Annotated in this window: 21 protein-coding genes and 4 pseudogenes; 16 read left to right on the forward strand and 9 right to left on the reverse strand. The window is 68.9% G+C overall.

The window, feature by feature from the left end; genetic code table 11:
* Positions 1–148 precede the first annotated feature (148 nt).
* Positions 149–1,609, reverse strand: a pseudogene (locus ABD811_RS13155) (transposase).
* Between the two features lie 49 nt (positions 1,610–1,658).
* Positions 1,659–1,856: a hypothetical protein gene (locus tag ABD811_RS13160; protein ID WP_344945975.1), complete on the reverse strand. Its 198-nt coding sequence runs from the start codon at positions 1,854–1,856 to the stop codon at positions 1,659–1,661.
* Between the two features lie 523 nt (positions 1,857–2,379).
* On the opposite strand from ABD811_RS13160, the gene ABD811_RS13165 reads away from it, so the two are divergent.
* Positions 2,380–3,072 (forward strand): hypothetical protein, encoded by a 693-nt coding sequence (locus ABD811_RS13165; protein WP_344945978.1) that lies wholly within the window; start codon positions 2,380–2,382, stop codon positions 3,070–3,072.
* A 130-nt stretch (positions 3,073–3,202) separates the two neighbouring features.
* On the opposite strand, the gene ABD811_RS13170 is transcribed toward ABD811_RS13165, so the two are convergent.
* Positions 3,203–4,117: an aminoglycoside phosphotransferase family protein gene (locus ABD811_RS13170; RefSeq protein WP_344945981.1), complete on the reverse strand. Its 915-nt coding sequence runs from the start codon at positions 4,115–4,117 to the stop codon at positions 3,203–3,205.
* A 915-nt stretch (positions 4,118–5,032) separates the two neighbouring features.
* Between ABD811_RS13170 and ABD811_RS13175 the strand changes: the two genes are divergently transcribed.
* Positions 5,033–5,395 (forward strand): hypothetical protein, encoded by a 363-nt coding sequence (locus ABD811_RS13175; RefSeq protein ID WP_344946449.1) that lies wholly within the window; start codon positions 5,033–5,035, stop codon positions 5,393–5,395.
* Positions 5,396–5,733: 338 nt separating this feature from the next.
* On the opposite strand, the gene ABD811_RS13180 is transcribed toward ABD811_RS13175, so the two are convergent.
* Positions 5,734–5,871, reverse strand: coding sequence for a hypothetical protein (locus tag ABD811_RS13180; protein WP_344945983.1), 138 nt, complete (start codon positions 5,869–5,871; stop codon positions 5,734–5,736).
* On the opposite strand from ABD811_RS13180, the gene ABD811_RS13185 reads away from it, so the two are divergent.
* Positions 5,870–6,388: a putative immunity protein gene (locus ABD811_RS13185; protein ID WP_344945986.1), complete on the forward strand. Its 519-nt coding sequence runs from the start codon at positions 5,870–5,872 to the stop codon at positions 6,386–6,388. The two genes, ABD811_RS13180 and ABD811_RS13185, sit on opposite strands and share 2 nt — an antisense overlap.
* Positions 6,389–6,521: 133 nt before the next feature.
* Entirely contained in the window at positions 6,522–6,830 is a 309-nt protein-coding gene (locus ABD811_RS13190) for a hypothetical protein (protein ID WP_344945989.1), read from the forward strand.
* 438 nt (positions 6,831–7,268) lie between these two features.
* Here the strand turns inward: ABD811_RS13190 and ABD811_RS13195 are convergent, their stop codons facing one another.
* Positions 7,269–7,685 (reverse strand): hypothetical protein, encoded by a 417-nt coding sequence (locus ABD811_RS13195; RefSeq protein ID WP_344945992.1) that lies wholly within the window; start codon positions 7,683–7,685, stop codon positions 7,269–7,271.
* On the opposite strand from ABD811_RS13195, the gene ABD811_RS13200 reads away from it, so the two are divergent.
* Both ABD811_RS13200 and ABD811_RS13205 read left to right on the forward strand, forming a co-directional pair.
* A complete protein-coding gene (locus ABD811_RS13200) occupies positions 7,659–8,396 on the forward strand; it encodes a VOC family protein (protein WP_344945995.1) in 738 nt (245 codons plus the stop codon). The genes ABD811_RS13195 and ABD811_RS13200 overlap by 27 nt on opposite strands.
* A 366-nt stretch (positions 8,397–8,762) precedes the next feature.
* Positions 8,763–9,302, forward strand: a complete 540-nt coding sequence (locus ABD811_RS13205; protein WP_344945998.1) for a DUF1062 domain-containing protein — start codon at positions 8,763–8,765, stop codon at positions 9,300–9,302.
* A gap of 922 nt (positions 9,303–10,224) precedes the next feature.
* Here the strand turns inward: ABD811_RS13205 and ABD811_RS13210 are convergent.
* Positions 10,225–10,620, reverse strand: coding sequence for a RidA family protein (locus ABD811_RS13210; protein ID WP_344946001.1), 396 nt, complete (start codon positions 10,618–10,620; stop codon positions 10,225–10,227).
* 136 nt (positions 10,621–10,756) lie between these two features.
* Between ABD811_RS13210 and ABD811_RS13215 the strand changes: the two genes are divergently transcribed.
* Positions 10,757–11,731: a helix-turn-helix transcriptional regulator gene (locus ABD811_RS13215; protein ID WP_344946004.1), complete on the forward strand. Its 975-nt coding sequence runs from the start codon at positions 10,757–10,759 to the stop codon at positions 11,729–11,731.
* Between the two features lie 945 nt (positions 11,732–12,676).
* On the opposite strand, the gene ABD811_RS13220 is transcribed toward ABD811_RS13215, so the two are convergent.
* Entirely contained in the window at positions 12,677–13,084 is a 408-nt protein-coding gene (locus ABD811_RS13220) for a winged helix-turn-helix transcriptional regulator (protein ID WP_344946007.1), read from the reverse strand.
* Positions 13,085–13,190: 106 nt separating this feature from the next.
* On the opposite strand from ABD811_RS13220, the gene ABD811_RS13225 reads away from it, so the two are divergent.
* Positions 13,191–14,024 (forward strand): enoyl-CoA hydratase/isomerase family protein, encoded by an 834-nt coding sequence (locus ABD811_RS13225; protein WP_344946010.1) that lies wholly within the window; start codon positions 13,191–13,193, stop codon positions 14,022–14,024.
* Between the two features lie 30 nt (positions 14,025–14,054).
* On the opposite strand, the pseudogene ABD811_RS43985 reads toward ABD811_RS13225, so the two are convergent.
* A pseudogene (locus ABD811_RS43985) lies at positions 14,055–14,385 on the reverse strand (Tn3 family transposase); the annotation flags it as partial.
* Between the two features lie 348 nt (positions 14,386–14,733).
* On the opposite strand from ABD811_RS43985, the pseudogene ABD811_RS13235 reads away from it, so the two are divergent.
* From ABD811_RS13235 to ABD811_RS13260, 6 genes and pseudogenes are all read left to right on the forward strand, one after another.
* Positions 14,734–14,850 (forward strand): annotated as a pseudogene (locus tag ABD811_RS13235) (helix-turn-helix domain-containing protein); the annotation flags it as partial.
* 312 nt (positions 14,851–15,162) lie between these two features.
* Positions 15,163–15,988 (forward strand): annotated as a pseudogene (locus tag ABD811_RS13240) (IS5 family transposase).
* 488 nt (positions 15,989–16,476) lie between these two features.
* Positions 16,477–17,139: a HEAT repeat domain-containing protein gene (locus ABD811_RS13245; protein WP_344946016.1), complete on the forward strand. Its 663-nt coding sequence runs from the start codon at positions 16,477–16,479 to the stop codon at positions 17,137–17,139.
* Between the two features lie 3 nt (positions 17,140–17,142).
* Positions 17,143–18,147 carry a HEAT repeat domain-containing protein gene (locus tag ABD811_RS13250; protein WP_344946019.1) on the forward strand — a complete coding sequence of 335 codons (1,005 nt, stop codon included), beginning with the start codon at positions 17,143–17,145 and terminating at the stop codon, positions 18,145–18,147.
* Between the two features lie 504 nt (positions 18,148–18,651).
* Positions 18,652–19,167 carry a hypothetical protein gene (locus ABD811_RS13255; RefSeq protein WP_344946022.1) on the forward strand — a complete coding sequence of 172 codons (516 nt, stop codon included), beginning with the start codon at positions 18,652–18,654 and terminating at the stop codon, positions 19,165–19,167.
* A gap of 361 nt (positions 19,168–19,528) precedes the next feature.
* Positions 19,529–19,669, forward strand: coding sequence for a Tn3 family transposase (locus tag ABD811_RS13260; protein ID WP_425549401.1), 141 nt, complete (start codon positions 19,529–19,531; stop codon positions 19,667–19,669).
* A gap of 121 nt (positions 19,670–19,790) precedes the next feature.
* Here the strand turns inward: ABD811_RS13260 and ABD811_RS13265 are convergent, their stop codons facing one another.
* Positions 19,791–20,390: a TetR/AcrR family transcriptional regulator gene (locus ABD811_RS13265; protein ID WP_344946028.1), complete on the reverse strand. Its 600-nt coding sequence runs from the start codon at positions 20,388–20,390 to the stop codon at positions 19,791–19,793.
* A 96-nt stretch (positions 20,391–20,486) separates the two neighbouring features.
* On the opposite strand from ABD811_RS13265, the gene ABD811_RS13270 reads away from it, so the two are divergent.
* On the forward strand, positions 20,487–21,977 hold the full coding sequence (locus ABD811_RS13270) for a carboxylesterase/lipase family protein (protein ID WP_344946031.1): 1,491 nt from the start codon (positions 20,487–20,489) through the stop codon (positions 21,975–21,977).
* A 325-nt stretch (positions 21,978–22,302) separates the two neighbouring features.
* The gene (locus ABD811_RS13275) at positions 22,303–22,809 is read left to right on the forward strand and encodes a recombinase family protein (protein ID WP_344946034.1); all 507 of its coding nucleotides are present in this window, start codon (positions 22,303–22,305) and stop codon (positions 22,807–22,809) included.
* Positions 22,810–23,329: the final 520 nt, after the last annotated feature.

Below are 23,329 nucleotides of genomic sequence, written 5' to 3' on the forward strand. Positions count from 1 at the left end.
ACACTCCCAGCCGGACCCGGGCTGTCGCACCGTCGTTCCCGCGGCCGAGAGGCCCCCTGCCCCTCCCTACAGCTCAGCGCTAGCGGGATCTCGGCCGGATAGTCCCAAAATCCCTTGTTGGTGTCGGGAGGCCGTCGACCAACGAACGTCACGGCGTGGGGTTCAGTGGCCGGAGCCCGCCGGGTAGCTCGGGGAGCTGGAAGGAGTAGCGGCCCATCATGTTGATGTGGTGCCGCACGAACGGCGACAGGCACGCCACGTCCTCCTCGCGCACGTCGAAACCGCTGGTGCGCAGGTGGGTCAGGGCGGCGTTCATGTAGCGGGTGTTGAACAGCACGATGGCGTTGAGGACTAGGCCGAGGGCGCCGATCTGGTCTTCCATGCCCTCCTGGTAGTTCTGGTAGAGCTGCCCGTTGCGGCCGTGGAAGATCTTGCGGGCCAGGGCGTGGCGGCCTTCCTGCAGGTTGGCCTGGGCCTTGATCTGGTGGCGGTAGCCGGGTTCGTCGGCCATCCGCAGGATGTGCAGGATCTTGGAGATGCGGCCGTAGTGGGCGATCGCGTCGCCCAGCGGGGTGGGGCGGCCGTCGCGCGACAGCATCCGGATCACGTCGTGGGCGCGGACCGCGCCGGTGTGGACCGAGCCGATGATCCGCAGGATGTCCTGCCAGTGCCGCTCGATCCGCTTCAGGTCGATCCGGCCGCGGGCGGCGTCGTTGAACGGGGCGTAGTCGGCCCGGCCGTCGACCCGCCACATCTTCTGGTCGGGCAGGTCGGCCAGCTGCGGCGCGTAGGCGTACCCGGCGAGGGTGAGCAGGCCGAACACGATGTCGGAGTACGACGAGGTGTCGGTGACGATCGTCTCGGGGCGGCGACCGCCGTCCCGGTCGTACAGCACGTCCAGCACGTACAGCGAGTCGCGCGGGGTGCCGGCCACGACCTTGCCGCCCAGCCCGGCGGCCTGGTCGTTGATCATGTTGAGTCAGGTCGCGCCGCCGCGGCGGCCGAAGTACTTCGGGTTGGGCCGCGCGTACACCGACGGGACCGGAACCACGAACCGCATCCCGTCGATGGAGGCGACCAGCCCACCGCCCCACGCCTGCGCGAGTCCGATGGACTGCTGCGCGGAGATCAGAGCGGCGTTGGCGGCCCGGTAGGTCGCATGCCGCAGGTAGGTCTGGTCCACGTGCGACAACCGGTCCCGCATCAAAGGCTCGGCCGAGGCGATCACCGGGGTGTAGCCGACGTTGCAGCCGTGCGCGACCAGCAGCGCGGCGATCGTGACGTCCAGGTCGGCCAACCGCGCGTCCCCGCCGGTGATGGAGGTGAACGCCGCATCCGCGCCGGTCCAGGAGAACACCTCCAGCAGCACCTCCGGCAGATCCACCCTCGGCAGCAGCGCGTTCACCGCATCCCGCAACCCCACCAGCGAGGCGGGTTCGGGCTCGGGCTTCAGCGCGGCCAGGTGCAGCCGCCCGTCCTCACCGAACCGCACCTGGGAATTACGAGGTAGCCGCTCGGCGACCTCGGTGTAGGTGGCGTGCAACAGCTCGGCACGCGCGGCCAAGTGCTCGCCCGCCTCGCCGGGCAGGTTGAGGCTGGCCAGTACCATCGGGCGGGCCTGCTCCCAGGCGGCGTCGCTGAGCAGCTTGGCGCGCGGGTCACCCCACTTGGAGGAGTTCCGCGCAAAGATCTCCCCGGCGGCGCAACATCCGGTGGAACTGCTCCAGCACGCAGAAGGTGTACGTCTTCCAGTCCACCGTGCCCGCCTCCAGATGCGGAGCCGCCAGCACCAACCGCCGCCACGACCCCACCAAAAGGTCGGTGGCGAGCTTGCCACTGATCTTCTCCTCGAACACCTGCAGGCAGACCGGGTCGAGAGCGTCGTGCTGGCGTTGAGTCTTTTGCTAGTCGGTGCTGACCCGGACCAGGTCGATGAGCGCCGCAACCGACCGCCTGCTGTTCATCAAACGTGCTGCGCGGGGAAGGTCAACGAGAGTGGAAAATGAACGCTCGAACCGGACACGGCGGCCTCGCCGGTGCCCGTCCGGGGGGCGTTCATCAAACCCCCGTTAGACGAACGCCCCGATGCCGAGCCGGTCAACCCGCGGTGACTTTCTGCCGTTTGCCCGGCCACACCCCTACAGTGCCGGTCATGTCTGCTGGCTTGCATGAGACCCAGTGGTGGCCGACGTGCATAACGACCTGCTGATGGCTTGGTGGCCTGCCCGCCCGGAGGGCGTCCTTCTTCAGGGAGCGGTGGCAGCCACATCTCCGCGCAGGCGGAGTCGATGTCAACGTCGCAGTCCAATGGCAACGCGCATCCTCCGGAGACTGGATGATCTAGGCAGCAGACGTTAGCCACCCCACCTGAGGAGACCCGTGACCAGGAACGACACCGAAAAGCAAGTGTGGGATCCTTTCGGCACGCTTCGCCGGGTTCTCTGGATAGGCGGCGGGCAATGGGCCGGCAAGTCCACCGTCGCCCGGCTGCTGGCTTTCCGCTACGGGCTGACCGCCTACCACTACGACTATCACGATGCCCGCGGCCACAACGACCGCCGGATCGCTCGCCGCGTCCAGCTCGGCCAATCTCCTGCCGACCCGGACCCCGACCAGGTCTGGGTGAACACCACCCCAGAGGACATGGCCGCCGAAACGCTGGCCGGCTTTCCGGTCCGGTTCGAATGGGCCTTGGACGACCTGCGCTGCCTGGTCTCCGGACGCCCCATAATCGCCGAAGGCTGGGGGCTCCGCCCCGAGCTGGTCGCCCCGATCATCGACTCCCCCCGGCAGATGGTCGTCATGGTGCCCACCCAGGCTTTCCGCGACCACCAGCTCCACAAACTCCCACGAGCCGCCACCATCGGCCATGACGTCAGCGACCCCGAACGAGCCAAACGCAACCGGCTAGAGCGAGACCGCCTCGTCGCCGACGACGCTGTCCACTCCGCAAAACGCCTCGGCATCCGCGTGATCGAGGTCGACGGATCCCATGACGCCACAGCCATCGCCGACATCGTCGCCGACCACTTCAGCCCCTACCTACCACCACCAGAGGACCACAGCGCCTGATCGGCACGGGCGATCAGGCAGTCGTCATACCCGACTGTGCCGTAATGCGTCTCCCCCGACTTCCGCACCGCATGGCCGGGACCGGGCGGCGCGACGGTGTTCTGGCTTGGCGCGTGGGGAAGCCGATTGATCAGCGATGGGTCGCGATGAGGCGTCGCAGTGCGGCGTGGGCGGGAGGGCCCCACGTCGCCTTGCCGCCTGGGCGGCCGTGGACGCCGGCGTCTCCGATGAGGATGCCGCTGAGGGCGCGTGCCACCGCCCATCCGCGGGCGCGGCGCAGGGTCGCAGCGTCCGGGGTCGGCTGGTAGGCGGCATGGAAGCGGTCGGTGGCGCCGTCCGGCAGCAGAATCCACGCGGCGGCCAGGTCACAGGCCGGGTCGCCCGCGAAGAGGTCGCCGAAGTCGATCACACCACAGATGGTGCCGTTCGCGGTGAGGACGTTGGCCGGATGCAGGTCGCCGTGGAGCCATAGTGCCGGGCCGTCCCAGCCGGGCGCGGCGGCGGCGTCTTCCCAGACCGCGCGGACGGCGTCCGGGTCGGGGGTGAGCCCCAGCTCGGTGGCCGTGGCGAGCTGCTTGGCGAACCCCTCGGAATAGTCGGCCAGTGGTCCTCCACGGTCCCGACCGGCGGGCGCCTGCTCGGGGGCGGGTTGGTGAAGTGCCGTCAGGAAGGCGGCCAGGGCAGTGGCCGCCTCCGCGGCGCGCGTGACGGGGGCGCGGTCGGCAGGCGCGCCCGGCAACCAGGTGGTGACGATCCAGGGGCGCGGAAACAGAGCAGAGGGCTCTCCGAGACGTTGCGGGACGGGCACCGGCAGCGGAAGGCGCGGGGCGAGGGCGGGCAGCCAGGTGTACTCCTTGCGCAGCAGCGCGTCCGCGGACTGCGTCGCCCAGGGCAACCGGACGGCGAGGTCGTCACCGAGCCGCCATATCTGGTTGTCCCAGCCACGCGCGCCGAGTCGCACAGGGTGATCGGCCAGGTCGGGGTGCTGATCGCGCAGCAGATCCCGCACCAGCTCCGCGGTGATCTCGATCTCGGCATGCGTCATGCGGAGCAACAGTAGCCGCAACGCCGTTGGACCAGGCCTCTCGCCAGGGGGCCGATGAACGTGCAGCCGCGTCCTTGCGGTACGGGACTGAGGTCGTGAAGCTCGGCTTCGACGGCCTGGAGAGAGCGGCAGTCGCCAAGAAGCTAGGTGAGATCTCATCGAAAGGCCGAAGCGCGTCCTCAATTGTGCCTCGGGACCGATCGCCTGAATGATCAATGTGGCCGGGCACGGGGCAAGGAGCGCGCGCACCGCTTGCGCATGCGGTGGCATGTAGGTGCGGTAGCCATGCGGAATACGTTCGGCACCCGGAAGGATCCCGGCCGCCTTGAGTTGCTGACCGCCTGCGGTTTCTGAGCCATGAAGGATCCGCTGTGACCATCTACGTACTGCTGATCTTCGACCGGGCCGAGAAGCTCTACTTCGCCGAGCCGTGGGGATCCACACCGTGTCCTCGATGCTGCGCGACGACACCGACGCCGTCGTGCTGATCGCCGAGGACGGGGACTACAGACCGTGTCCGCGCGCCAGACCAACCAGCCTGAGACGACCACCGTCTTGAAGCTTTCGTCCAACTGTTCAGCCAATACCCACCGATAAGTTTCTAACGATAGTTCAACGATACCGTTGACGGCATGACTGGTGTCATCAAAGAAGCCGCCCATGTCGTCGACGCTTCGACCGTCATGGGGGGGTGCTCACGGCCCGGCCTCGGATGCTCACCTCGGGCGAGCCCGCCCATGGCGAGGACACTCTGCTCGATGTGCGCAACGAGCTGTTCCGGCAGCTTGTCGAGCGGGAGGGGTACCGGTGGATCGCGATCGAGAGCGACTGCCTGATGGGGCTGGTCGTGGACGACTACGTCACCTCGGGCACGGGCGCCCTCGATGAGGTCATGGAGCGTGGATTCAGCCACGGATGGGGGCATTCGCGGTCAACCGGGAACTTGTGCGCTGGATGCGTGGCGACGGCTGGCCCGCCTCCGAAGGGCTGCGCTTCGCCGGGTTCGACGGCCCGCTGGAGATCACCGCCGCCGCAAGCCCCCGACAGGCCCTCACCGCACTCCACGGCTACCTGACGGCCTGGGTGGACACGGACCTGCTCCCCTGCACCACGGAAACACTCGACCGCTCGCTCGGTGTCGACGACTGGTCGACCAATCCCGCGACGATGACGGACCAGTGTCCAGGTGGCAACCGGACGTCGTCGGCTTACGCGGCAATGGCGTCCGGGGCACACAGTGGCAGTAGAGCCCTGTCGGTACGCGGGCTGAAGGCATAGCGGCCGAGCATGTTGATGTGGGCGCCGGTGGAGGACCGGGACGGTCGAGACTGTCCAAACGCCCCCCAACCCGACGAGCACTATTTGACATCTGCCTCGACGCCGCAGCCGGCTCACCACACCGACGAACTCCTGAGCGAACCCGACAAGCCCGTCCGATAGTCATCGTCCATCGAGCCGCTGCCAGCGGCACCCCCTGAGGCCGCGCCCACCTGGTCGTCCAGAAGCACCTCGGCTCGGACTCCGCGGTCAGCGAAAGCGAAATGGGTGAGTTGGCTCCATGGAAAGTGGGTCCAGGCGTCCGTACCGCATGCGTGCCCGCGCCGCGGCCATGGAGGTCACGCGCAGGCGCTGTTCATCACCTGCTCCGACTCACGGTCATCCCGTCGCTGATCTGCCGCGCCCAGCCCGGCGAACTGTTCGAGCTGCGGACGAGACGTCGCCATTGCTGCAATGACGAAAAGGAAGGAAATCATGCCGATCCTGCCAACCCAGCGTGATCCCCGACTGATCACCGTGCGCCGCGGTGGAACATTGACAGACGAGCACCACAGGCTGCTCGCGGAGTGGGCCGTTCTCTGCGCCGAACACGTCCTGCACCTTTTCAAGCAGGAGCAGCCGCACGACACCCGCCCGTCGGACGCTATCGAAATCGCTCGTGCCTGGATCCGCGGCGAGGTGCGCATGCGTGATGCGCACCAGGCCGCCTTCACGGCGAATGCCGCCGCCCGTGGACTGCCCGCCCCGGCGAAGTTCGCCGCTCTTGCGGCCGGGCAGGCAGTGGCGGTGGCCCACGTCGCAGCCCACGACCTGGGAGCTGCGGCATATGCGATCAGGGCAGTCGTTGCTTCCGCTGCCGCCAGTGAGGCTGAGGCGGCACGCCTCCGAGAACGGGACTGGCAGCGAGAAAGAATTCCCGCGGAGGTTCGCGAGCTCGTCCTTGATGACCAGCGACGTCGAAGCGCGATCTGCTGGAACGTCTTCGACGACTGACCTCTGACATGCGTCGTCTCCCCACTACGACCATGGCAGACCACCGGGGACGTACCGGGCCGACAACGAAACGCCGCCTGCGGACCTTGCGGTGCATGTACGAGCGCGGGGTGTTCCAGAGGCTGCGGGGAGAATGCTGCGGTGCAAGGAGATCTGGGTGGTCGGGGCCGAACGGTGGCGCAACCCAGACGACCTGCCCGAAGACTGTGAGGAACGGCAGGTCGAGGACTACGCCAAGCTCCGCCAGCCACTAAACCCGCAGGTGTTCATCGACGACATGCGCACCGAACTCGACCATGAGCCATCTGAGCTGAACGACGGGCTGGGCGGCAAGGGGCTGCGCCGCCTGAAGGTCTCCGGCCGGAACACCGGCGCGATCCAGCTCACTCCCTTGGACGCGGCGCACCGAGCCGATCAACCGGCGCCGACTCAAGGCCGCTAGCCGGGCTCGGTGGGACGTGGTCCTGCTGATGGACATGCTCGGCGAAACCGCGATGCGCATCGGCTGCCCGCAGGCCCTGCCCTCGTCGGGGTGCACAACCACCTCGACCTGCAGGCTTTGTCCGGGCGGCTGCTGCTGGTCTACTACGCCTGCGGCACCAGTCGGCGCTCGGCTACATCAACACGCTGATGATCCAAGACGCCCTTGCCCTCCCCCAATGGCAGGACGTGCTCGCTGACGCCGGCCAGCGCGGCCGCACGCCCGTCTTCCACACCAAACCCCCGCCGCTGCCCGCGGCCACACCCGCCACGTCCTCGGCCGTGGCGGCGACCGCATCTGCCCCCGCCACGTCCACCAGCGGCCCCGCGAACGCCTCCCCGCCACGACGGTGGCCGCCACGGCGATGCCGCAGATACCGCACCACCTCCACCACCACGGTCACCGCCATCGCCACACCGCAGCCCCATCGCCACACCGCATGCGCAGCGGGCCACACAGCAGCAGGAGCCGTTCGCGCTTGTCGGGCTCGCGGTGCTGCTCAACCAGGCGGCGCAGGTGGCGGAAGAAGCGCTCGCCGAGCAGCAGTCCGCCGGGCACCATGACCCCGTACGGGGAGATCCAACTCAACCTCGACAAGCGCTTGGCCCCCAGCGCCATCGACGCCTCAGCCGCCAGCTGCCTTGCAGGGAACGATTCCCGATTCTTGCCTCGCAGCCGGGCGGCGCTCGCCGGTGGATGCGGAATGGGGTTCCGGCCGTCGCGGACGAACCCGTCTGCGCAGGCGGAGGCTGGCGGTTCCTTGATCCGCGCGGGCATAGGATCGGCGGCATGACGACGCGGCTTGTCCAGATTCATATGAAGGCTCGGGATGACTCGGCGCTCGGCCGGTTCTGGGCGGAGGCGCTCGGCTGGGGTGTTTCCAGCGAGGCGCCCGGCGTGACCAACCTCGAGCCCGTGGGCTTCGTCTATCCCGACCCAGCCGCCGTCTGCATCGACATCGTCGCCGACCCGAAGCCCAAGACGGTGAAGAACCGCGTGCACGTCGACCTCGCCACCACCTCCGCGGCCCATCAGGCGGACCTGGTCGCGCGCCTGAAGGATCTCGGTGCGACACCCGTCGACGCGGGTCAGGGCGACGTCCCGTGGACGGTCCTCGCCGATCCGGAGGGCAACGAGTTCTGTGTGCTGGAGCCTCGATCGAATTACCGGGACACCGGGCCGATCGCCGTGGTGGTGGTCGACTGCGTGGATCCGCGGGCCATGGCCCGGTTCTGGGGCGAGGCGATGGACTGGACCCTGCACGAGGTGACCGACGAGCATGCGCTGCTGCGCTCCGCCAAGGGGGTCGGCCCGTATCTGGAGTTCTTCCGCACGCCCGACGTGAAGACCGTGAGGAACCGCGTCCATCTCGACCTGCGGCCGTACCCCGGTGACGACCAGGCGGCGGAGGCAGACAGGCTGCGGGCCCTCGGCGCCACCGACACCGACATCGGCCAGGGCGACGTCCCGTGGACCGTCCTCGCCGACCCGGAGGGCAACGAGTTCTGCGTCCTCACCCCGCTCTGACGCGGAGCCTTGCCGCTCCTCACCGTGGGCAACAGCGACGGCTACCGGCCGGGCCTCGACGACAGCATCGCCTACGCCACTGAGGGGTTCCGGTAGCGCTGACGAGTCTCGGTCGGAAAACCGTTTGAGCCTTCCTTCCGCGTTCCCGTAGGTTGCCTGCGGCCCCGTCGCAGTGAGGACAGAGGACAAGACCGCGTGACCCCGCCTGCTCTTTAGACCTGACACCTTCTTCCGCTCACCTTCAAGCCGACCCGCCCGTCGGCTCTGCCGGGCTGCCCTTGTGCGCCCGGTCATACAGCGTTTGAGGCCGCGCGTAATCGGCCTCGTGTCAGGTCTAGAGGGCTCATGTCTTCACAACCTCATACCGTGCTGCCCTGGATCGTTCGTCGGACCAGGCTGCCTCTGCTGTCGTTGCGGTGCGTGGACTGCCGGTCGGATTCGGCCACCACCGGCGAGGGCAGGTTCCGCGTCAACGCCAACGGCAAGCTGCTGGACGTGTGGCTGCTGGTCCGCTGCGTATCCTGCGATCGGACGAGCAAGCTCACCGTCCACGAGCGAGCGCCGGTCAGATCCTTCGATCCGGCCGAGATCCACGGCTACCGCGTCAACGATCCGGAACTGGTGGCGTCCAGGCTGTTGGATCCGCTGCTCGCCCGACGCAACCGCTTCACCCTGGACTGGACGGGGGCCTGGCGGCTGGACACCCCGTCGGCATGGCTCGACGAGGCGTGGCCGGTCCAGGTGGAGGTCGTCTTCGACGATCCGGTACCGGTGCGCCCGGATCGGCTCATCGCGCAAGGGCTCGGCCTCAGCAGGAACGAGGTACTGCGCCGCATCAAGTGCGACATTCCGCTGCGCCGTCCGACCAGCGCCGGATTCACCTTCACCGTGATGGCCAGGGAATAGCGGGCATGTAGCGCGCGATCCCCTTAAGCATCCGCGCGAAATACGTCCCATCCGGGGCGGCTCCGGCCCCATGGAGTCGCCCCCGGATGGGCACGGTGTGCACCGAGCGGGCCAGCAGAGGCAGATAGCCGGGGCTCGGGACGATCATGTAGGCCATGCCCTCTCAGCAGGCCAGGGGGAGGCCGCATGCGGGCTTGCCGCAGCCTGCAGCAAGTCCTGAACGCCAGACCACTGACGCGACACTGCACCCCGACGTAACCGGCCTAACGCTCCGCCCGCCGCGGCCATCTTCACCGGCTCCACGATGCACCGCAGACGGCAAGCCACGCACGTTATAAACGGATCACGTACACGAGACCCGCACAATCACAGCCGACCAGCGGACCCGCCCCCAAGGCCGGTGTGCGACTCGGGCACGTCATCCGGTACATCGCAGCACATGTGCAGCTTGGTGGTGGGTTCGTCCAGCACGTACAGGGCGCCGGTGCGGTGCAGGCCACTCCCTCGACAGCGCCGACACGACCGGCGGGAGGTCGGAGCTGTCGAGGATCTCGGCGGTGTAGCGGCCGGCGTACTCGACCGCCAGCTCGCAGCGCGAGCGCTTGCCGACCCTGGCGGTCGTCCTCGGCGCACTCGAGCCGACGCAGCTCGGTGGTTGGGGCGAGCTGGGAGTGGTGCTCGTAGGCGATCCGGGCATGGGCGAGGGACGTAGCCGCAGTGAGTTCGCCCAGGCGTACTCGGGGCCGCGGACGCCGCGGCGCTGGCGTATGTCGAGTAGCAGGCGGACGTCCGTGTGCTGCAGTCGTGGCAGGAACGACTCGCCGTCGAAGCCGTAGACGACGATTGTCACCATTCTGAGCACCGGCATCACCCGCCTGCCTGCTACTCGTGCCGGTTCCCTACCGGAGGTGCCGAGGTCGCATCACGCGACGGCGGTCCCCTCGAGCTCGACCATCAGGGTGGGGATCGCCAGCCGTGTCACCCCGAGCATCGTCGTGGTCGGCGCCACCCCGGCGGCACCCAACCGCGACGCCAGCACGCCGTAGTGCTGGAAAAGCAGATCGACGTCGGTGGTGTAGACGTTCAGCCGTACGAGGTTCGCGAGAGTCATCCCGGCCTCGTCGAGGACGGCCTCCAGGTTGTCGAGGCTCAGCGCGAGCTGTGCCGCCATGTCACCGGCATGCTGGGGGTGGCCTCCGCCGCTCATCGCAGTCTGCCCGGAGCAGTACAGGGTCCGGGTGTTCCCGGAGACGATCTCGCCCTGGTTGAATCCCATCTCCATCGACCACGTCACCGGGTTGACTGCCGTTCGCTGCATTGCCACATCAGCTCCATTCGATTCGTCGGGAGTACGTACGTCCATCGGCTCGGTAGCCGTCATCTGTGACGTCGCGTTGACGAGCCTCCCAGCGAATCACGACATCCTGTGTCGTGTATCTCGCTAGAGTTTTTGTATGCGCGCCGACCGGTTGGTCTCGCTGGTGCTGCTGCTGCGTCAGCGCGGTCGGCTGACTGCGGCGACGCTGGCCCGCGAGCTGGGGGTATCCACCCGCACCGTGCTGCGCGACATCGAGGCGCTGTCCGCGGCCGGCGTCCCGGTCTACGCCGAACGCGGCCGGCACGGCGGTTTCGCGTTGTTGCCCGGTTTCCGGACCGAGCTCACCGGACTGAACCACGACGAGGCCCTTGCCTTGCTGGCCGCCGGAACGGGGCGCGGCGAGCAGGTGTTCGGCCTCGGCTCGGCGCTCGCTTCGGCCTTGCGCAAGGTGGTGGACGCGCTGCCCGAAGGCCATCGGGGCACCGCGAGCGACGCGGCCCAGCGATTGCTCATCGACCCGGAGACCGACCTGCTCTCACGCCGGCTGGTCACCGAGGAGGTGCCCGACACGACAATGATCGAGGTCCGGCGCGCGGTGCTCGCCGGACACAGGCTCCGCATCCACTACGCGGCCACGGGCCAGCCACCACAGTGGCGCACGGTGGACCCGATCGGCCTGGTCACCGTACGCGACCGGGCCTACCTGCTGGCCACGAGATCTGGTGCGGACCGCACCTACCGGCTGTCGCGGGTGCTGGCCGCCGAGGAACTCCCTGAACCGGCACAGCGACCGAACCGGGTCGATCTTGACCGGGTCTGGCGGGAACGCTGCTCGCAGTTTCTGTCCGACAGCGACCAGATCACCGTGCTGGTGCGGGTGAACCCGGCGCGGCGGGAGGAACTGCTGAACACCGCGCTGGCCGTCCGCGCCGAGGAACCGGACGCAGACGGCTGGCTGCGGCTGGAGGTGACCTTCCAAGATTCACGACACGCCGAATGGGCGCTGTGGCAGCTCAGCACGGACGCGGAAGCCCTGGCCCCGCAGTCGTTGCGAGCCTCCCTGCGCAACCGCGCCGCCGCGATGGCCACCCGCTACGGAGTCTCATCCTGAGAGCCGTCAGCCGGTCTGATCGCCGGTCGGTCGGCCACCCCGGGATTGAGCAGCTGGTGGTGCTGAACGGTGTCGCGATGGCGGTAGGGGTGGGTGAGGGCGCTGCCGTCAGCGTCGCATCCGGTCGGGCAGCGGTGCGGACGGCGTCGGCGTCCAGGAACTGGCGGGCGACCACGCTCCACCGCTCGCCGTAGTCGAGTTTGGCCACTTGCACGGTGACGAAGTGGCAGCCCCTCGCCACGGCCTGCTCTCGGGCTAGGCAGCCCGGCCGGTCGCCGCCGTGATGGAGCTGATTGGCGGAGCCGGCGGCCGAGGTTGAGCTGAATGTCGCCGAGAGGGTGGGCAGCCCGTTCCCGTGGATTGGGTCACGCCCCGCCAGCCGGTGCGCGCGGCCTGCTGAGCGCGCGTGCTGCCGCGGATGAGGCCGCGGCGCGGGAGTGGGGACGCGGGCGTGGCACGCGAGGACGGTAGGGCATGGCCGTCTGCATCCGTGCCCAGGCGCAGATCAACCACCTGCTGCGCGGTAGGGGCGGGCTCGTCCACGACCACATCACCATGCTGACGCGCCGCACCGAGGCCCGCCGCGTCCGGACCGGCGCCACACGCGCCAGCATCACTTTCGGCAGTCAGCGCTCGCAGTGTCGAGTGGGAGACCGTTTGGTGCCGCGCTGCTCCGGCCCGGACAGTGTGGCGAGGTACGCGGAGGCCGCCGGGCCGATCGCCATCACGGTCGGCGGTGTGATCGGCCGTACGTTCCCCACCGGCCCCCGTCCTTTCGCTATCGCAGAAAAGCTATGCGAGTCGTCCCCGCGGCGGCGGGGGTACGTCCTGGTCCCTTCGGCGATTATCGCAGGGAGTTCTGATGCTTTACGAAATAGGTTCCCCGCTGTCTGATCGCGATCGAAGGAATTCCCCATACCGAGACCTTTGCGGCCGCGCGGCGAATTACGATTGTGTAGCCTGAATACGCTGGTCGTAGCGCTGCTGGCACTCCTGGATCTCATCCGCGTGGGCGACCGTCCAGGCGTACAAATGACCGAACGGTTCGCGAAGGGATTCGCCGAGATCGGTGAGGGAGTACTCGACCCCGACCGGTGAGGTGGGCAGCACGCGCCGTTCGATCATCCCGTTGCGCTCCAGGCGGCGCAGGGTCTGCGTGAGGACCCGCTGTGTTACGCCTTCCAGGCGGCGCTTGATTTCGTTGAAGCGGCGGGGCCTGTCGAGGACGGCCATCACCATCATCGACCACTTGTCGGCGATCTGGTCGAGGATCGGGCGACTGGGGCAATCGGCCCGGTAGACAATGTCGATGCCGGTATTCGGGTCAGGAGCGGCCATGTCGGTATCCTCCATGATCCTTACGATGCCGAAAGTGCGTTATTGACGCCGGTCACCCGCCGTCCCAGGGTAGGTATACATCAGGAACTTAGGTGCCTGCCAGGCACGATCGGAGATACTCATGCACCACGACGCCTACGCGACCCTGCGAGTGAGCCGCGAGGCCGGCATCGTCCGCGTCACCCTCGACAACCCACCCGTCAACGTCCTGGACGTCGCCCTGATGGCCGACCTGCGTCACGTGCTGACCACACTGCGGGAGGACGACTCGGCCCGGGTCATCGTTTTCGACAGCGCCGACCCGGAGTTCTTCATCGCTCATGTCGACATGTCCCTCGTCGACGCACCGGACGCCTTCGACGAACTCGCCGCCGACGTGCCCGAGGGTGTCAACGTCTTCCAAGCACTTGGGGAACTGCTCCGGCACCAACCCCAGGTGACCATCGTGAAGCTCGCCGGCAAGGCGCGCGGCGGAGGGGCGGAGTTCGTCGCGGCCGCGGACATGGCATTCGCGGCAATCGACCGAGCCGGGATCGGCCAGATCGAGGCCCTCATGGGTATCGTCCCGGGAGGCGGAGGAACCCAGTACCTCGCCAACCGGGTCGGTCGTCATCGCGCTCTGGAGGCGGTGCTCAGCGCCGATCTCTACGACGCGCAGACCGCCGAACGCTACGGATGGGTCAACCGGGCCGTCCCGGCCGATGAGCTTGACGACGTGGTCGACCGACTCGCCCGCAACATCGCCGCATTGCCCGAGGGCGTGGTCGCCGCGGCCAAACGCGCCATCGCCCCGGAAAACCTGGCCGACGGTCTCCAGCGAGAACACGACGCCTGGGCGGGCCAGATCACCCTGCCCGCGGCCGAGCGGTTGATCCGAGGCGGACTCGCCCACGGCGCTCAGACCCGCGATGGCGAGCGCGATCTGGAGGGCCTGCTCCGCAAGCTGGCCGGCTGATCAGCGGGTGATTGTCTCCATGAGAGCCAGTCAGGCGGCCAGGTCCAGGACGGTGAAGTCGCCCCCTTTTTAGGACGCGGTTGAAGACCTCGGGCTGGTGGGCGAGTTCGTCGGGGCGCAGGCGCCGACGCGGCTGATGTGGGCGTGCCGGTAGGGCGGCAGTGCGGCGAACTGGTCGGCGGTGATGGTCTCCCCTTCGACGATCAGGCTGCGGATCACGTCCATGATGTCCAGGGCGTTGTGGAAGATGACCAGGTTGGCCGGCAGGGGTGTTGAGCTTGATCAGCTTCTCCTGCTCGGCCGGGTCGTTGTCGGCGAGCAGGCCGTTGTTGCCGAAGCTCAGCGAGTGGCAGCAACCGTTTCTCCCGCACCACGCTTGATGAAGGCGGGCTCGTTGTGGCGCTCGTCGGTCTGGTCCGGGTCAGCGCCGACAAGCAGAAGACCCAACGCCAGCACGACGCCCTCGAACCGATCTGCCTGAAGGTCTTCCAGTAGAAGATCAGCACAAGCTCGCCACCGAGGACCGGACCATTCGCACTGACGGAGGCGCTCATTCCGCACCTTCCCGACGGTGCGCGCGCGGCGTGGCATGCCGGGCGGGGCTTCCGGTGACTGGCGGCGACCCTCGTCAGTGCGGCACGTCGGTGCGGGGTGTCGACCGGGGAGGAGAACGGCGCGGCGGTGCGGCGCACACGCCCGCCGCCGCGTCGACGCGCTCACACTGCGGGAACGGCAGGTGCTGGCGCTGGTGGGCGCCGGACTGTCCAACGCCGAGATCGCCTCCCGGCTGCACGTGGTGGAAGGCACCGTCAAGGCGTACGTGAGCACTCCCCCGCCTGCAGGCGCCGACGCTGCTGGAGGCGCTGTCTCCCATCCCGACGGGGACATGCTGCCGTCCAGGAGGTTGACCGCCTCGGCCGCGACCTCCTGGACGGGCTGATCACCCTCAACGACCTGTTCCAGCGAGGCCACCCGCTCAGGTTCTGGAAGGGATCGCGGCCGGCGAGCACACCGAACGCTCCCTGATCCTGGACCTGGCCCTGGTGCAGTCGGAGGGCCGGCGCCGCGCCATCGTCCGCAAGACCAAGGACGGCCTAGCAAGGGAGTGTCGTCAAAGTGGCTGCGTCACGGTTCGTGCGTGACGATCATGTGGTGCGTGGTGCGTCGTCATGAGCTGTCCGATGCCGGGTGGCCATGCTGGAGCCGTTGCTGACCAGGCAGCGGATGGGGCGTCCGCGGGCTGATGACCGGCGGGTTGTGAACGGGATCGTGTTCAAGTTCCGTTCCGGGGTGGCCTGGCGGGACGTGCCAGAACGCTATGGCTCCTGGCGGTCGCTGCACACCCGCTTTCGCCGGTGGGCCGCCGACGGGACGTTCACGCCGACGTTGCAAGCCCCCCAGGCCCGCGCCGACGCCGCCGGGAACATCGACTGGCTGGTGTCGGTGGACTCCACCATCGTGCGCACCCACCAGCACGCCGCCGGCGCCCGAAAAGGAGGCGGTGGGCGCTCGGCCGGTCGCGGAGCGGGCTGACCACCCAGATCCACCTGTCCTGCGACGGCAGGGGCGTCCGCTGGGATTGGTGGTGACCGGCGGCAACGCGGGTGACTGCACCCAGTTCACCGCTGTGATGGCCGGCGATCCGGGTCCCGCGGCTCGGACCGGGCCGCCCCCGCGTGCGGCCCGGCACCTGGTCGCGGACAACGGCTACAGCACCCGCGCATTCGCGCCTGGCTGCGTGAGCGCGGCCCCGAACGCGCCGACCAGATCCGCAACCGGCTGCGCAAAGGACGCCGCGCAGCCGCCCACCCGCGTTCGACGCCCAGGTGTACCGGCGGCGCAACGTCGCCGAACGCTGTTTCAACCGGCTCGAGCAGTGGCGCGGCATTGCCGCCCGCTACTGCAGGACCGCCCGCTCCTACCAGGCCGCCGTCACCCTGGCCGCCCTGCTCATGTGGCTATGACATTTTGACGACACGGACTGGAGGCGGCCCGCCGCCGTGGCCGGGTCGGCGGGCGCCGTCCTGTGGTCGACGACGACAAACGTGCCGCAATTCCCCGTCCGCTGCGAGCGCGGAGAGTACATCCGCACCATCGCCGTCGGAGTGAAGGTCTCGGTCGGCGTCGTCCACAAGACCCTGGCCGAAGTTCAGCGAGAGGACCGGGTCAGCTGGCCCGGCCGTCGTTGGCCGCGGGGAGGTCGAATTGGTGTCGGCCGGTGGCTGGGGCGGCGGAGGTCGCTCCGCGTGGGTGGCGAGCGGGGCCGGCCAGGTGTTGGAGGTGGCTCTTGGCTTGCTGCGGCGGTGCGGTCGACGGCCGCCAGGTGTTGCAGAGCGGGAGTGGCGGAGCTGGTGGAGCGTCCACCCGGCACTGTGGAGGCGAGGTTGTTGGGGCTTGACCTTGACACAGTGACAAGGTCTTCACTGAAGCCGAGGAGGTGGTCCCGCTGTCCATGCCGAAAGAGACCACGAACACGATGCGCGCCTTCCAGGGGCTGGAGAACGGCAGTTCGTCGGTGCGGCTGCAGGCAGCGATGGCTGTCGGCACGGCCCCTGACCCGCGGTTCATCGACAAACTGATCGAACGATGCGCGGTCGAGCCTGACTTTTTCGTACGCGACATGCTTACGTGGGCGCTGACCCGCCACTCGTCATCACTGACGGTCCCACGGCTCATCGATGAACTGCGCTCGGAGCGCGCGCAGGCACGAAGTCAGGCGTTGCACACGCTGTCCAAGATCGGGGACCGGCAGGCGTGGCCGGCGATCACACGGGCGCTTCTGACCGACGCCGACGACGAGGTGGCGCGGAGCGCGTGGCGAGCAGCGGTCGTGCTCGTGCCCGAAGGTGAAGAACCCGAGCTGGCCGCGGTGTTGGCGACACAGCTCGGACGCGGCGAGCGTGAGACGCAGTTGAGCCTCAGCCGGGCGCTGATCGCGCTCGGTGACGTGATCATGCCGACCCTGCGCGCTGCGATGACGGGTCTCGACCCTCGCGTGCGTCAGCACGCGATCGCCACGGAACATCTGTTGCGCAACCCGGATGCCGGATTCGAGTTCGCGATCGAGGAGGCGAAGCGGCTCGTAGCCCTCGGCAGGACCGGCCAGGAGGATTAGGCAGTGTTGATCGGGGATGTGGCACGTCGGTCCGGGGTCAGCGCCCGCATGCTCAGGCATTACGAGTCGCTCGGCCTGGTGCGGCCAATGGGTCGTACCGAGGCCGGTTATCGGGAGTACTCCAGCGAGGACATCCGGCGGATCTTCCATATCGAGAGCCTGCGGTCATTGGGGCTGTCGCTGAGTGAAGTCGGGCGCGCGCTGGATGATCCCGATTTCAAGCCCGCGGAACTCGTCGACGACCTCATCCGCCAGACGCGAGAACGCATTGCGCGTGAGACGGAGCTGCTCACGCGACTCCGCAGGATCGATGCCGCGGAGCCCGCCGACTGGGAGGACGTCCTCAAGGTCGTTGCACTCCTCCAAGCCTTGGGGTCGGAGAGCGTTGGAAGGCGCCAGCGCGGGGCCTTGTCCTCAGCCGTGGAGGTTCCGGTGCCAGTGGAAGCTCTGGTCGAGGCAGCGTTGAGCGAGACGGACCCGAACGTCGCCGGAGCCCTTCGATGGGCCCTGGCGCGATCGGGCGATGACGGATTGGCACTGTTGGCGGAGGGCATCGGCTCACCGGTGGCGGAGGTGCGCAAACGCGCCGTCCAGTCCGTCGCCGAGATTCCGGGCGGCAAGGCGACCGCAGTGCTGCAGGACGCCCTCAACAACTCCGACATAGTGGTCCGCAGGTGTGCGGCTCTGGCGCTCGGGACACGTGGCGTGGCCGACGCGATCCCGACGCTCATCGACATGATCGTCGAGGACACGAACGACGCCGATGCAGCCGATGCGCTGAGCGCGCTGGCGAGTGATCCCGCGTTGGCGGAGCAGATCGCTACCAGGCTCGTTGACTGCCTCGCCCACAGCACTATTGGATCGTCTGCCCGTCGACGGCTGACAGAGGCGCTCGCGGGTATCCCGGGAATCACGACGTCACGTGCCCTCGCAGATCTGTCACATGACGAAGACCGCGCTGTGGCGCTTACCGCCACCTACATTCTTGGGCTACGCAACGCACGATAAGAGACCTTTCCTGGGGCACCGTGCGCGGGGGCATCGGCCGGTCACTGCTGCAGGGCCACGACTGGTCGGGCCGATCGCCTCGATGTCGGCCAGCGACGCCAGCCGCTCCTTCAACTTCCCCAGCGACCTACTCCCCAGCGACGCCGCCTTCGCCGTGTCCTTCAGCTGGTCGAACTCGCTGCGCCGACTGACCGGATCGCCCACCGCCAGCCGGGCCAGCCGTGCCCGCGCGGCCCCATCCACCCGCCCGCTACGACCCACGTGTTCGCCTCGTGGCCGAGTGCTTGGCGGGTGAAAGCCATCTCCTCCGACGCAGGACGGCTCACCTGCGAGGACTGACGGCGAGGCTCCGTCGACGGGGTGCTGCCTTGACGACACCAGCCTGTGACGGCGCAGCGTGTACGACACGCGTGGCTTCATCAGGGTGACTACCAGCGAAGAGACGCCGACATGGTGTGAGGTAGGTCCCCGGGGGATCAACCGAGTCGTTCACGGGGGTTGGTAGTGAGAACCTCAGCTGTTTCCATCGGCGCCGTCATCGCTGTCGCGGCCGTGGGCTGCGCGCAGGAGGAGCCCGACAAGACCACGGCGGTGCCACCGGCCGCGTCGAAGTCCGCGGCCGCGCCCGCCGCGCAGACGGAGGAGGCCGTCAAACGAGCCGTGAAGGAGTTCACCAGCGCCTACGCGTCCGGCGACTATGCGGGGGCGTGGGAGTGGTGGGACAGCGCCGCCAAGAAGGTTCTGCCGCAGGCCGAGTACGAGAAAGTGTTCGAGCTGTGCCCGTCTCCGGCGCAGGGCGTGCCGTTCACCGTGGAGGCGGCGCGGCTGTCGGCGGCACGGGACTCGGCGGTCGTGCGGGTGTCCCGCGCAACCTTCCAGTTCTCCTACCGGGTCGTCTATGAGGGCGGGCAGTGGCGGTTCAAACCGGACGCCCAGTCGCTGGCGGAGTACCGGCTCGGGTCGGCGGAGAAGATCGCCGCGAAGCGTCGCGCCGCTGGGAAGTGCGACAAGACGGGGTGACCGGAGCTGTGGCTACGCTCGACGCATGACCAGCGTGAACAGCGTCGAGCAAGCCACTCTGGGCGGCGCAGTCGAGCCCCCGACCCGCGGTGTGATCGGGGCCGACGGCGCCTAGGCGCCCGGAGATGGTGCGTGCGGTGCGGCAGGCGCACTTTTGGGGACGGGGCCGCGGGCACGAGGAGTGGGTGAGGGCGACGCCGCAGATTGTCGGTGCGGCCGCCCACGGCAAGCTGCTTCGGGTCGACGAGGGTGGGCAGCCCGTTCCCGTGGATCGGGTCGCGCCCCGCCAGCCGATGCGCGCGGCCCGCCGAGCACGCGCGCTGCCGCGAATGAGGCCGCCGCGCGGCAGCACCTGCTGCGGGTGGTGGACCCGGTCGACGACACCTACCGGCTGCAGATGAACCGGCAGCTCACCGTGCAGGAGTCCCGGCACAAGCTCGCCCGCGACGTGTGCCACGGCAAGCGCGGCACCATCCACCAGGCGCGGACGCTCAGGGCGTAAATGGGACGGTCGTTGCCGGGCACGGTGCCGAGGTAGAGGTGGCCGGTCAGATGGCACCAGGCCGGGGAGCGGCCGGTCTAGAGCTGATCTTGTCCCCACCTGCCCCCGTGTCCGGGGCAGGTCACGTACTCCTGAACAGCCGGTCCAGATGCACATCGATCGCGGCGAGCGCGTCCTGGGGCTCGATCACGTCGAGTTCGATCAGGGAGGTGAAGCCGGTGAGGGCGAGGAGCAGGTTGGTCTCGGTCGCCGGGTCGCGGCCGGAGTCGATGTGCCCGTCGGCGATCGCCTGGCGGACCACCTGCTCGACGAGGGCCCGCCCTTGGACGAGGCCGCGGCGCGCCTGCTCGTGCACGGCCTCGTCGTGCAGCGCCTCCAGGACGTAGGCGGCGCTCATCCGGCTGGTCGCGCGGGCGTCGGCATGCAGGGGGAGCATTTCCGCGAGCGTCAGTCGCAGCACGTCACGGGGGTGCGGACGGTCACCGAGCTTTTCGAGCCCCTGGTGTACGCGCACCGAGGTCTGCTCGGACGCGAAATCCATGGCGAAGGAGAGCATGGCGGTCCGGGAGGCGAAGTAGTGCTGCAGCTGCCCGAGTGACATGCCCGCCTCCTGCGCCACCACGCGCATCGTCAGCTGTGTGACGCCGCGCTGCTCCACCACCCGCCACAGTGCGCGGGCGATCGCTTCGCGGCGTTCGCGGTGATCCACCTGTTTCGGCATCGCCGGCGCCTCCCTCGTACCCCGGGACTGTTCCAATACAGTTGACATAATACACCTGACCCATAATCCTGGGTCCACTCGAGGGAAGGAATCGTCATGTCCGAACAGCCAAAGGTACGGACCACGGAAGGCGTGGTGCAGGGGCGCCGGCGGCAGGGGCACGCGGTGTTCCGCGGCATCCCCTACGCCCAGCCCCCGGTCGGAGCGCTCCGCTTCGCCGAGCCCGCGCCGCCTCACCGCTGGGAGGGGACGAGGCAGGCGGTCGAGTTCGGCCCCGTGGTGCCGCTGTCCCTGCCGATCGACGTGCCCCCGCAGGGCACCGACTGGCTGACGCTCAACGTCGGCACTCCGGATCCCGGCGCGGCGGGACTGCCGGTGCTGGTGTGGATCCCCGTGGGCGGCTACCTCTCGGCGGCGTCGAGCGACCCGATGTACGACCCGGCAGCGCTGGCCGAGGCGGGAGTCGTCGTGGTGACCATCAACTGCCGCGTGGGCGCGGAGGGATTCGCGTTCCTCGACGACGTGCCGCCCAACCGCGGATTCCTCGACCAGATCGCGGCGCTGGAGTGGGTGCAGCGCAACATCGCCGCCTTCGGAGGCGACCCCGGCCAGGTCACCGTGGCCGGACAGTCCGCCGGGGCGGGCTCGGTCGCCGCCCTGCTGACGATGAAGTCCGCGCGCGGCCTGTTCCGGCGGGCCATCGCCCACTCGGTGCCGGGGCTGCACAGCACCCCCGCGCTGGCACGGCAGGTCACCGCCGCGTTCGCGGACCGGCTCGGCGCGGCGGCCCCCACCGCCGAGGCCCTGCGCGACATCGAACCATGGCACCTGGCCGCCGAGCTCACCTCCTTCAACGCCGGCCTCCACGCGCACCGGGAGAGCTGGGGGCGCCTCACGGAGACCGGCACCGCGCTGTGCCCCGTCGTCGACGGCGAGGTCCTCCCGGAAACGCCCTGGCCCGCGCTGACCGGCGCGCGCGCGAGCGGGACCGAACTGCTCGTCGGCCACACCCGGGACGAATTCCGGTACTTCAGCGTCATGAGCGGACGGTACGGCACCTTCACCAAGGAGGACGCCCACGCAGCCCTGGAATTGCACGCCCCGCAGCCGGACGGCGCGCGGGCCTACCGTGCCGCGTTCCCGCAGGCAGGCCCAGAGGAGCTGGTGGAGACGGTGTACTCCGACGCCCTCTTCCGCATGCCGTCACAGAAGCTGGCCGAGGCGAACGCCGCAGCCGGCGGCACCTCGTACCTGTTCGAACTGGGCTGGGTTGCCCCGGCCCTCGGCGGCATCCTGGGCGCCTGCCACAGCCTCGACGTGCCCCTGGCGTTCGGCACGCTGGACAGCCCCGTCGGCACCCAGCTCATCGGCGAGGAGCCCACTCCCGAGGCCGTCGCGCTCTCCCGCGAACTCCAGGAGGCATGGGTCCGCTTCGTCACCACCGGCGACGCGGGCTGGTCCGCCCACCGGCCGGGCGGGCACCTCACCCGCGTCCTGGACACCGAGTCGAAGACTCTGCCCTACCCCGAACAGGCATCCCGCCAGATCTGGGAAGGCCACTCCCCCGCCCCCTTCGACCTCTCGTAATTGTCCGGGTCGGCTCCTACGACTGCGATGCCGCCTTCACCTGCCCATCGGGCACAGCGCGAATTGGCGTACAGCCAGGCAACACCCGGCCCGCTTGGCATCAGATCCCACCCGAGGGTGACGGACGACATCAAGAGCCGGGAGAGGCCGACGGGAGAGGGCCCAGGTCACGGATGATCCCGGCCAGGGCCCGGATGGGCTCGCTCTCCGCCTCCCTCCGCCACACCAGCGCGTACGGCAGCGGCTCCAGATGCGAACGTCCAATGGCCCCCGCCCAACCAAGGCTTGTCGGCCGCGCCGATCCAATCGGATCCAATGCCCGTTGATGACAGGGTTTGATGACACCAAGGAGCGGTTCACCACGCCCGAGGGGTCCTTGATGGCGAACCTGGTCTACAAACGGGTCTCCATCGCCCGGCAGAACCTCGTCCTGGCCGAGGCCCGGATCGAGGGCCCGGTCGTCTTCGAGGAGCAGGCCGGGACCTCCAGCCGCTTGCACCCGCTCCAGCGCCCCGCCGTCGGCGGGCTGCTCGCCCACGCCCGGCCCGGCGACACCGTGCACGTCTCGGAGATGTTCCGACTGGTACGCGGCACCCAGCACATCCTCGACGTCCTGGCCGTGCTGCACCGCGACCGCCGCCCCGCCATCGCCGCCGACACGATCGGTGCCGTCCGCACCCCCTACTCGGGCGGGGCCTCGATCGCCGCCCTGGCCCCGTCGTACTTGTGCGCCACGTCAGCGAAACCGTCCGGGAAGTTGAGAATGTCCGCGTCGCCGTCGTCAGGCGCCATGACGGGGCGTGAGGAGGCTGAGTGCCGAAATCAGCGGTAGGCGTCAGCGCTCTGGTCGAGGGTGTTGACGCGGGTTTCGTACTCGCGACGGGCTTTGCGTTGGGTGGGGGGTGGCTGCGGTGCCGTCGAGGGGCCAGCAATGGTCCAGGAGTTGGCGATGGACGGCGGGTGTGGCGGTGATGCGCAGAGTGTAGCCCTGGCCGCGCCGCACGGTCTGGCCGTGGTCTAGCGCGGCCCGTTCGGCGGCGTCCAGGTCGACCGTGCGCAGGAAGTCGGCGACCTTGCCGGGCATGTCGAGGGTGGCCGGGCCTCCGGGGCGTTCCGCCAGTCGCCGGTGTGGTCGGGGAGCAGGTCGGCGATGGCAGTGCGGATGGCGCCGCGGCTGACGCGGTGCTGGCACAGGGTTCGGCGTCGTCTCGCACGTGAAGTCCGACACCTCGGCGGACCCGGCCTGCCCTGGCGGCACGGCCTCCACCCCCACCCCGAAACCGACCTCGAGCTGAGCGACGCCCCTTACACCGGCCATTCGCACCTCCGCGCGGGCGGCCACGCGCACCCGC

This window comes from Actinomadura miaoliensis (genome assembly GCF_039536785.1).
GTDB classification, from domain to species: domain Bacteria; phylum Actinomycetota; class Actinomycetes; order Streptosporangiales; family Streptosporangiaceae; genus Spirillospora; species Spirillospora miaoliensis.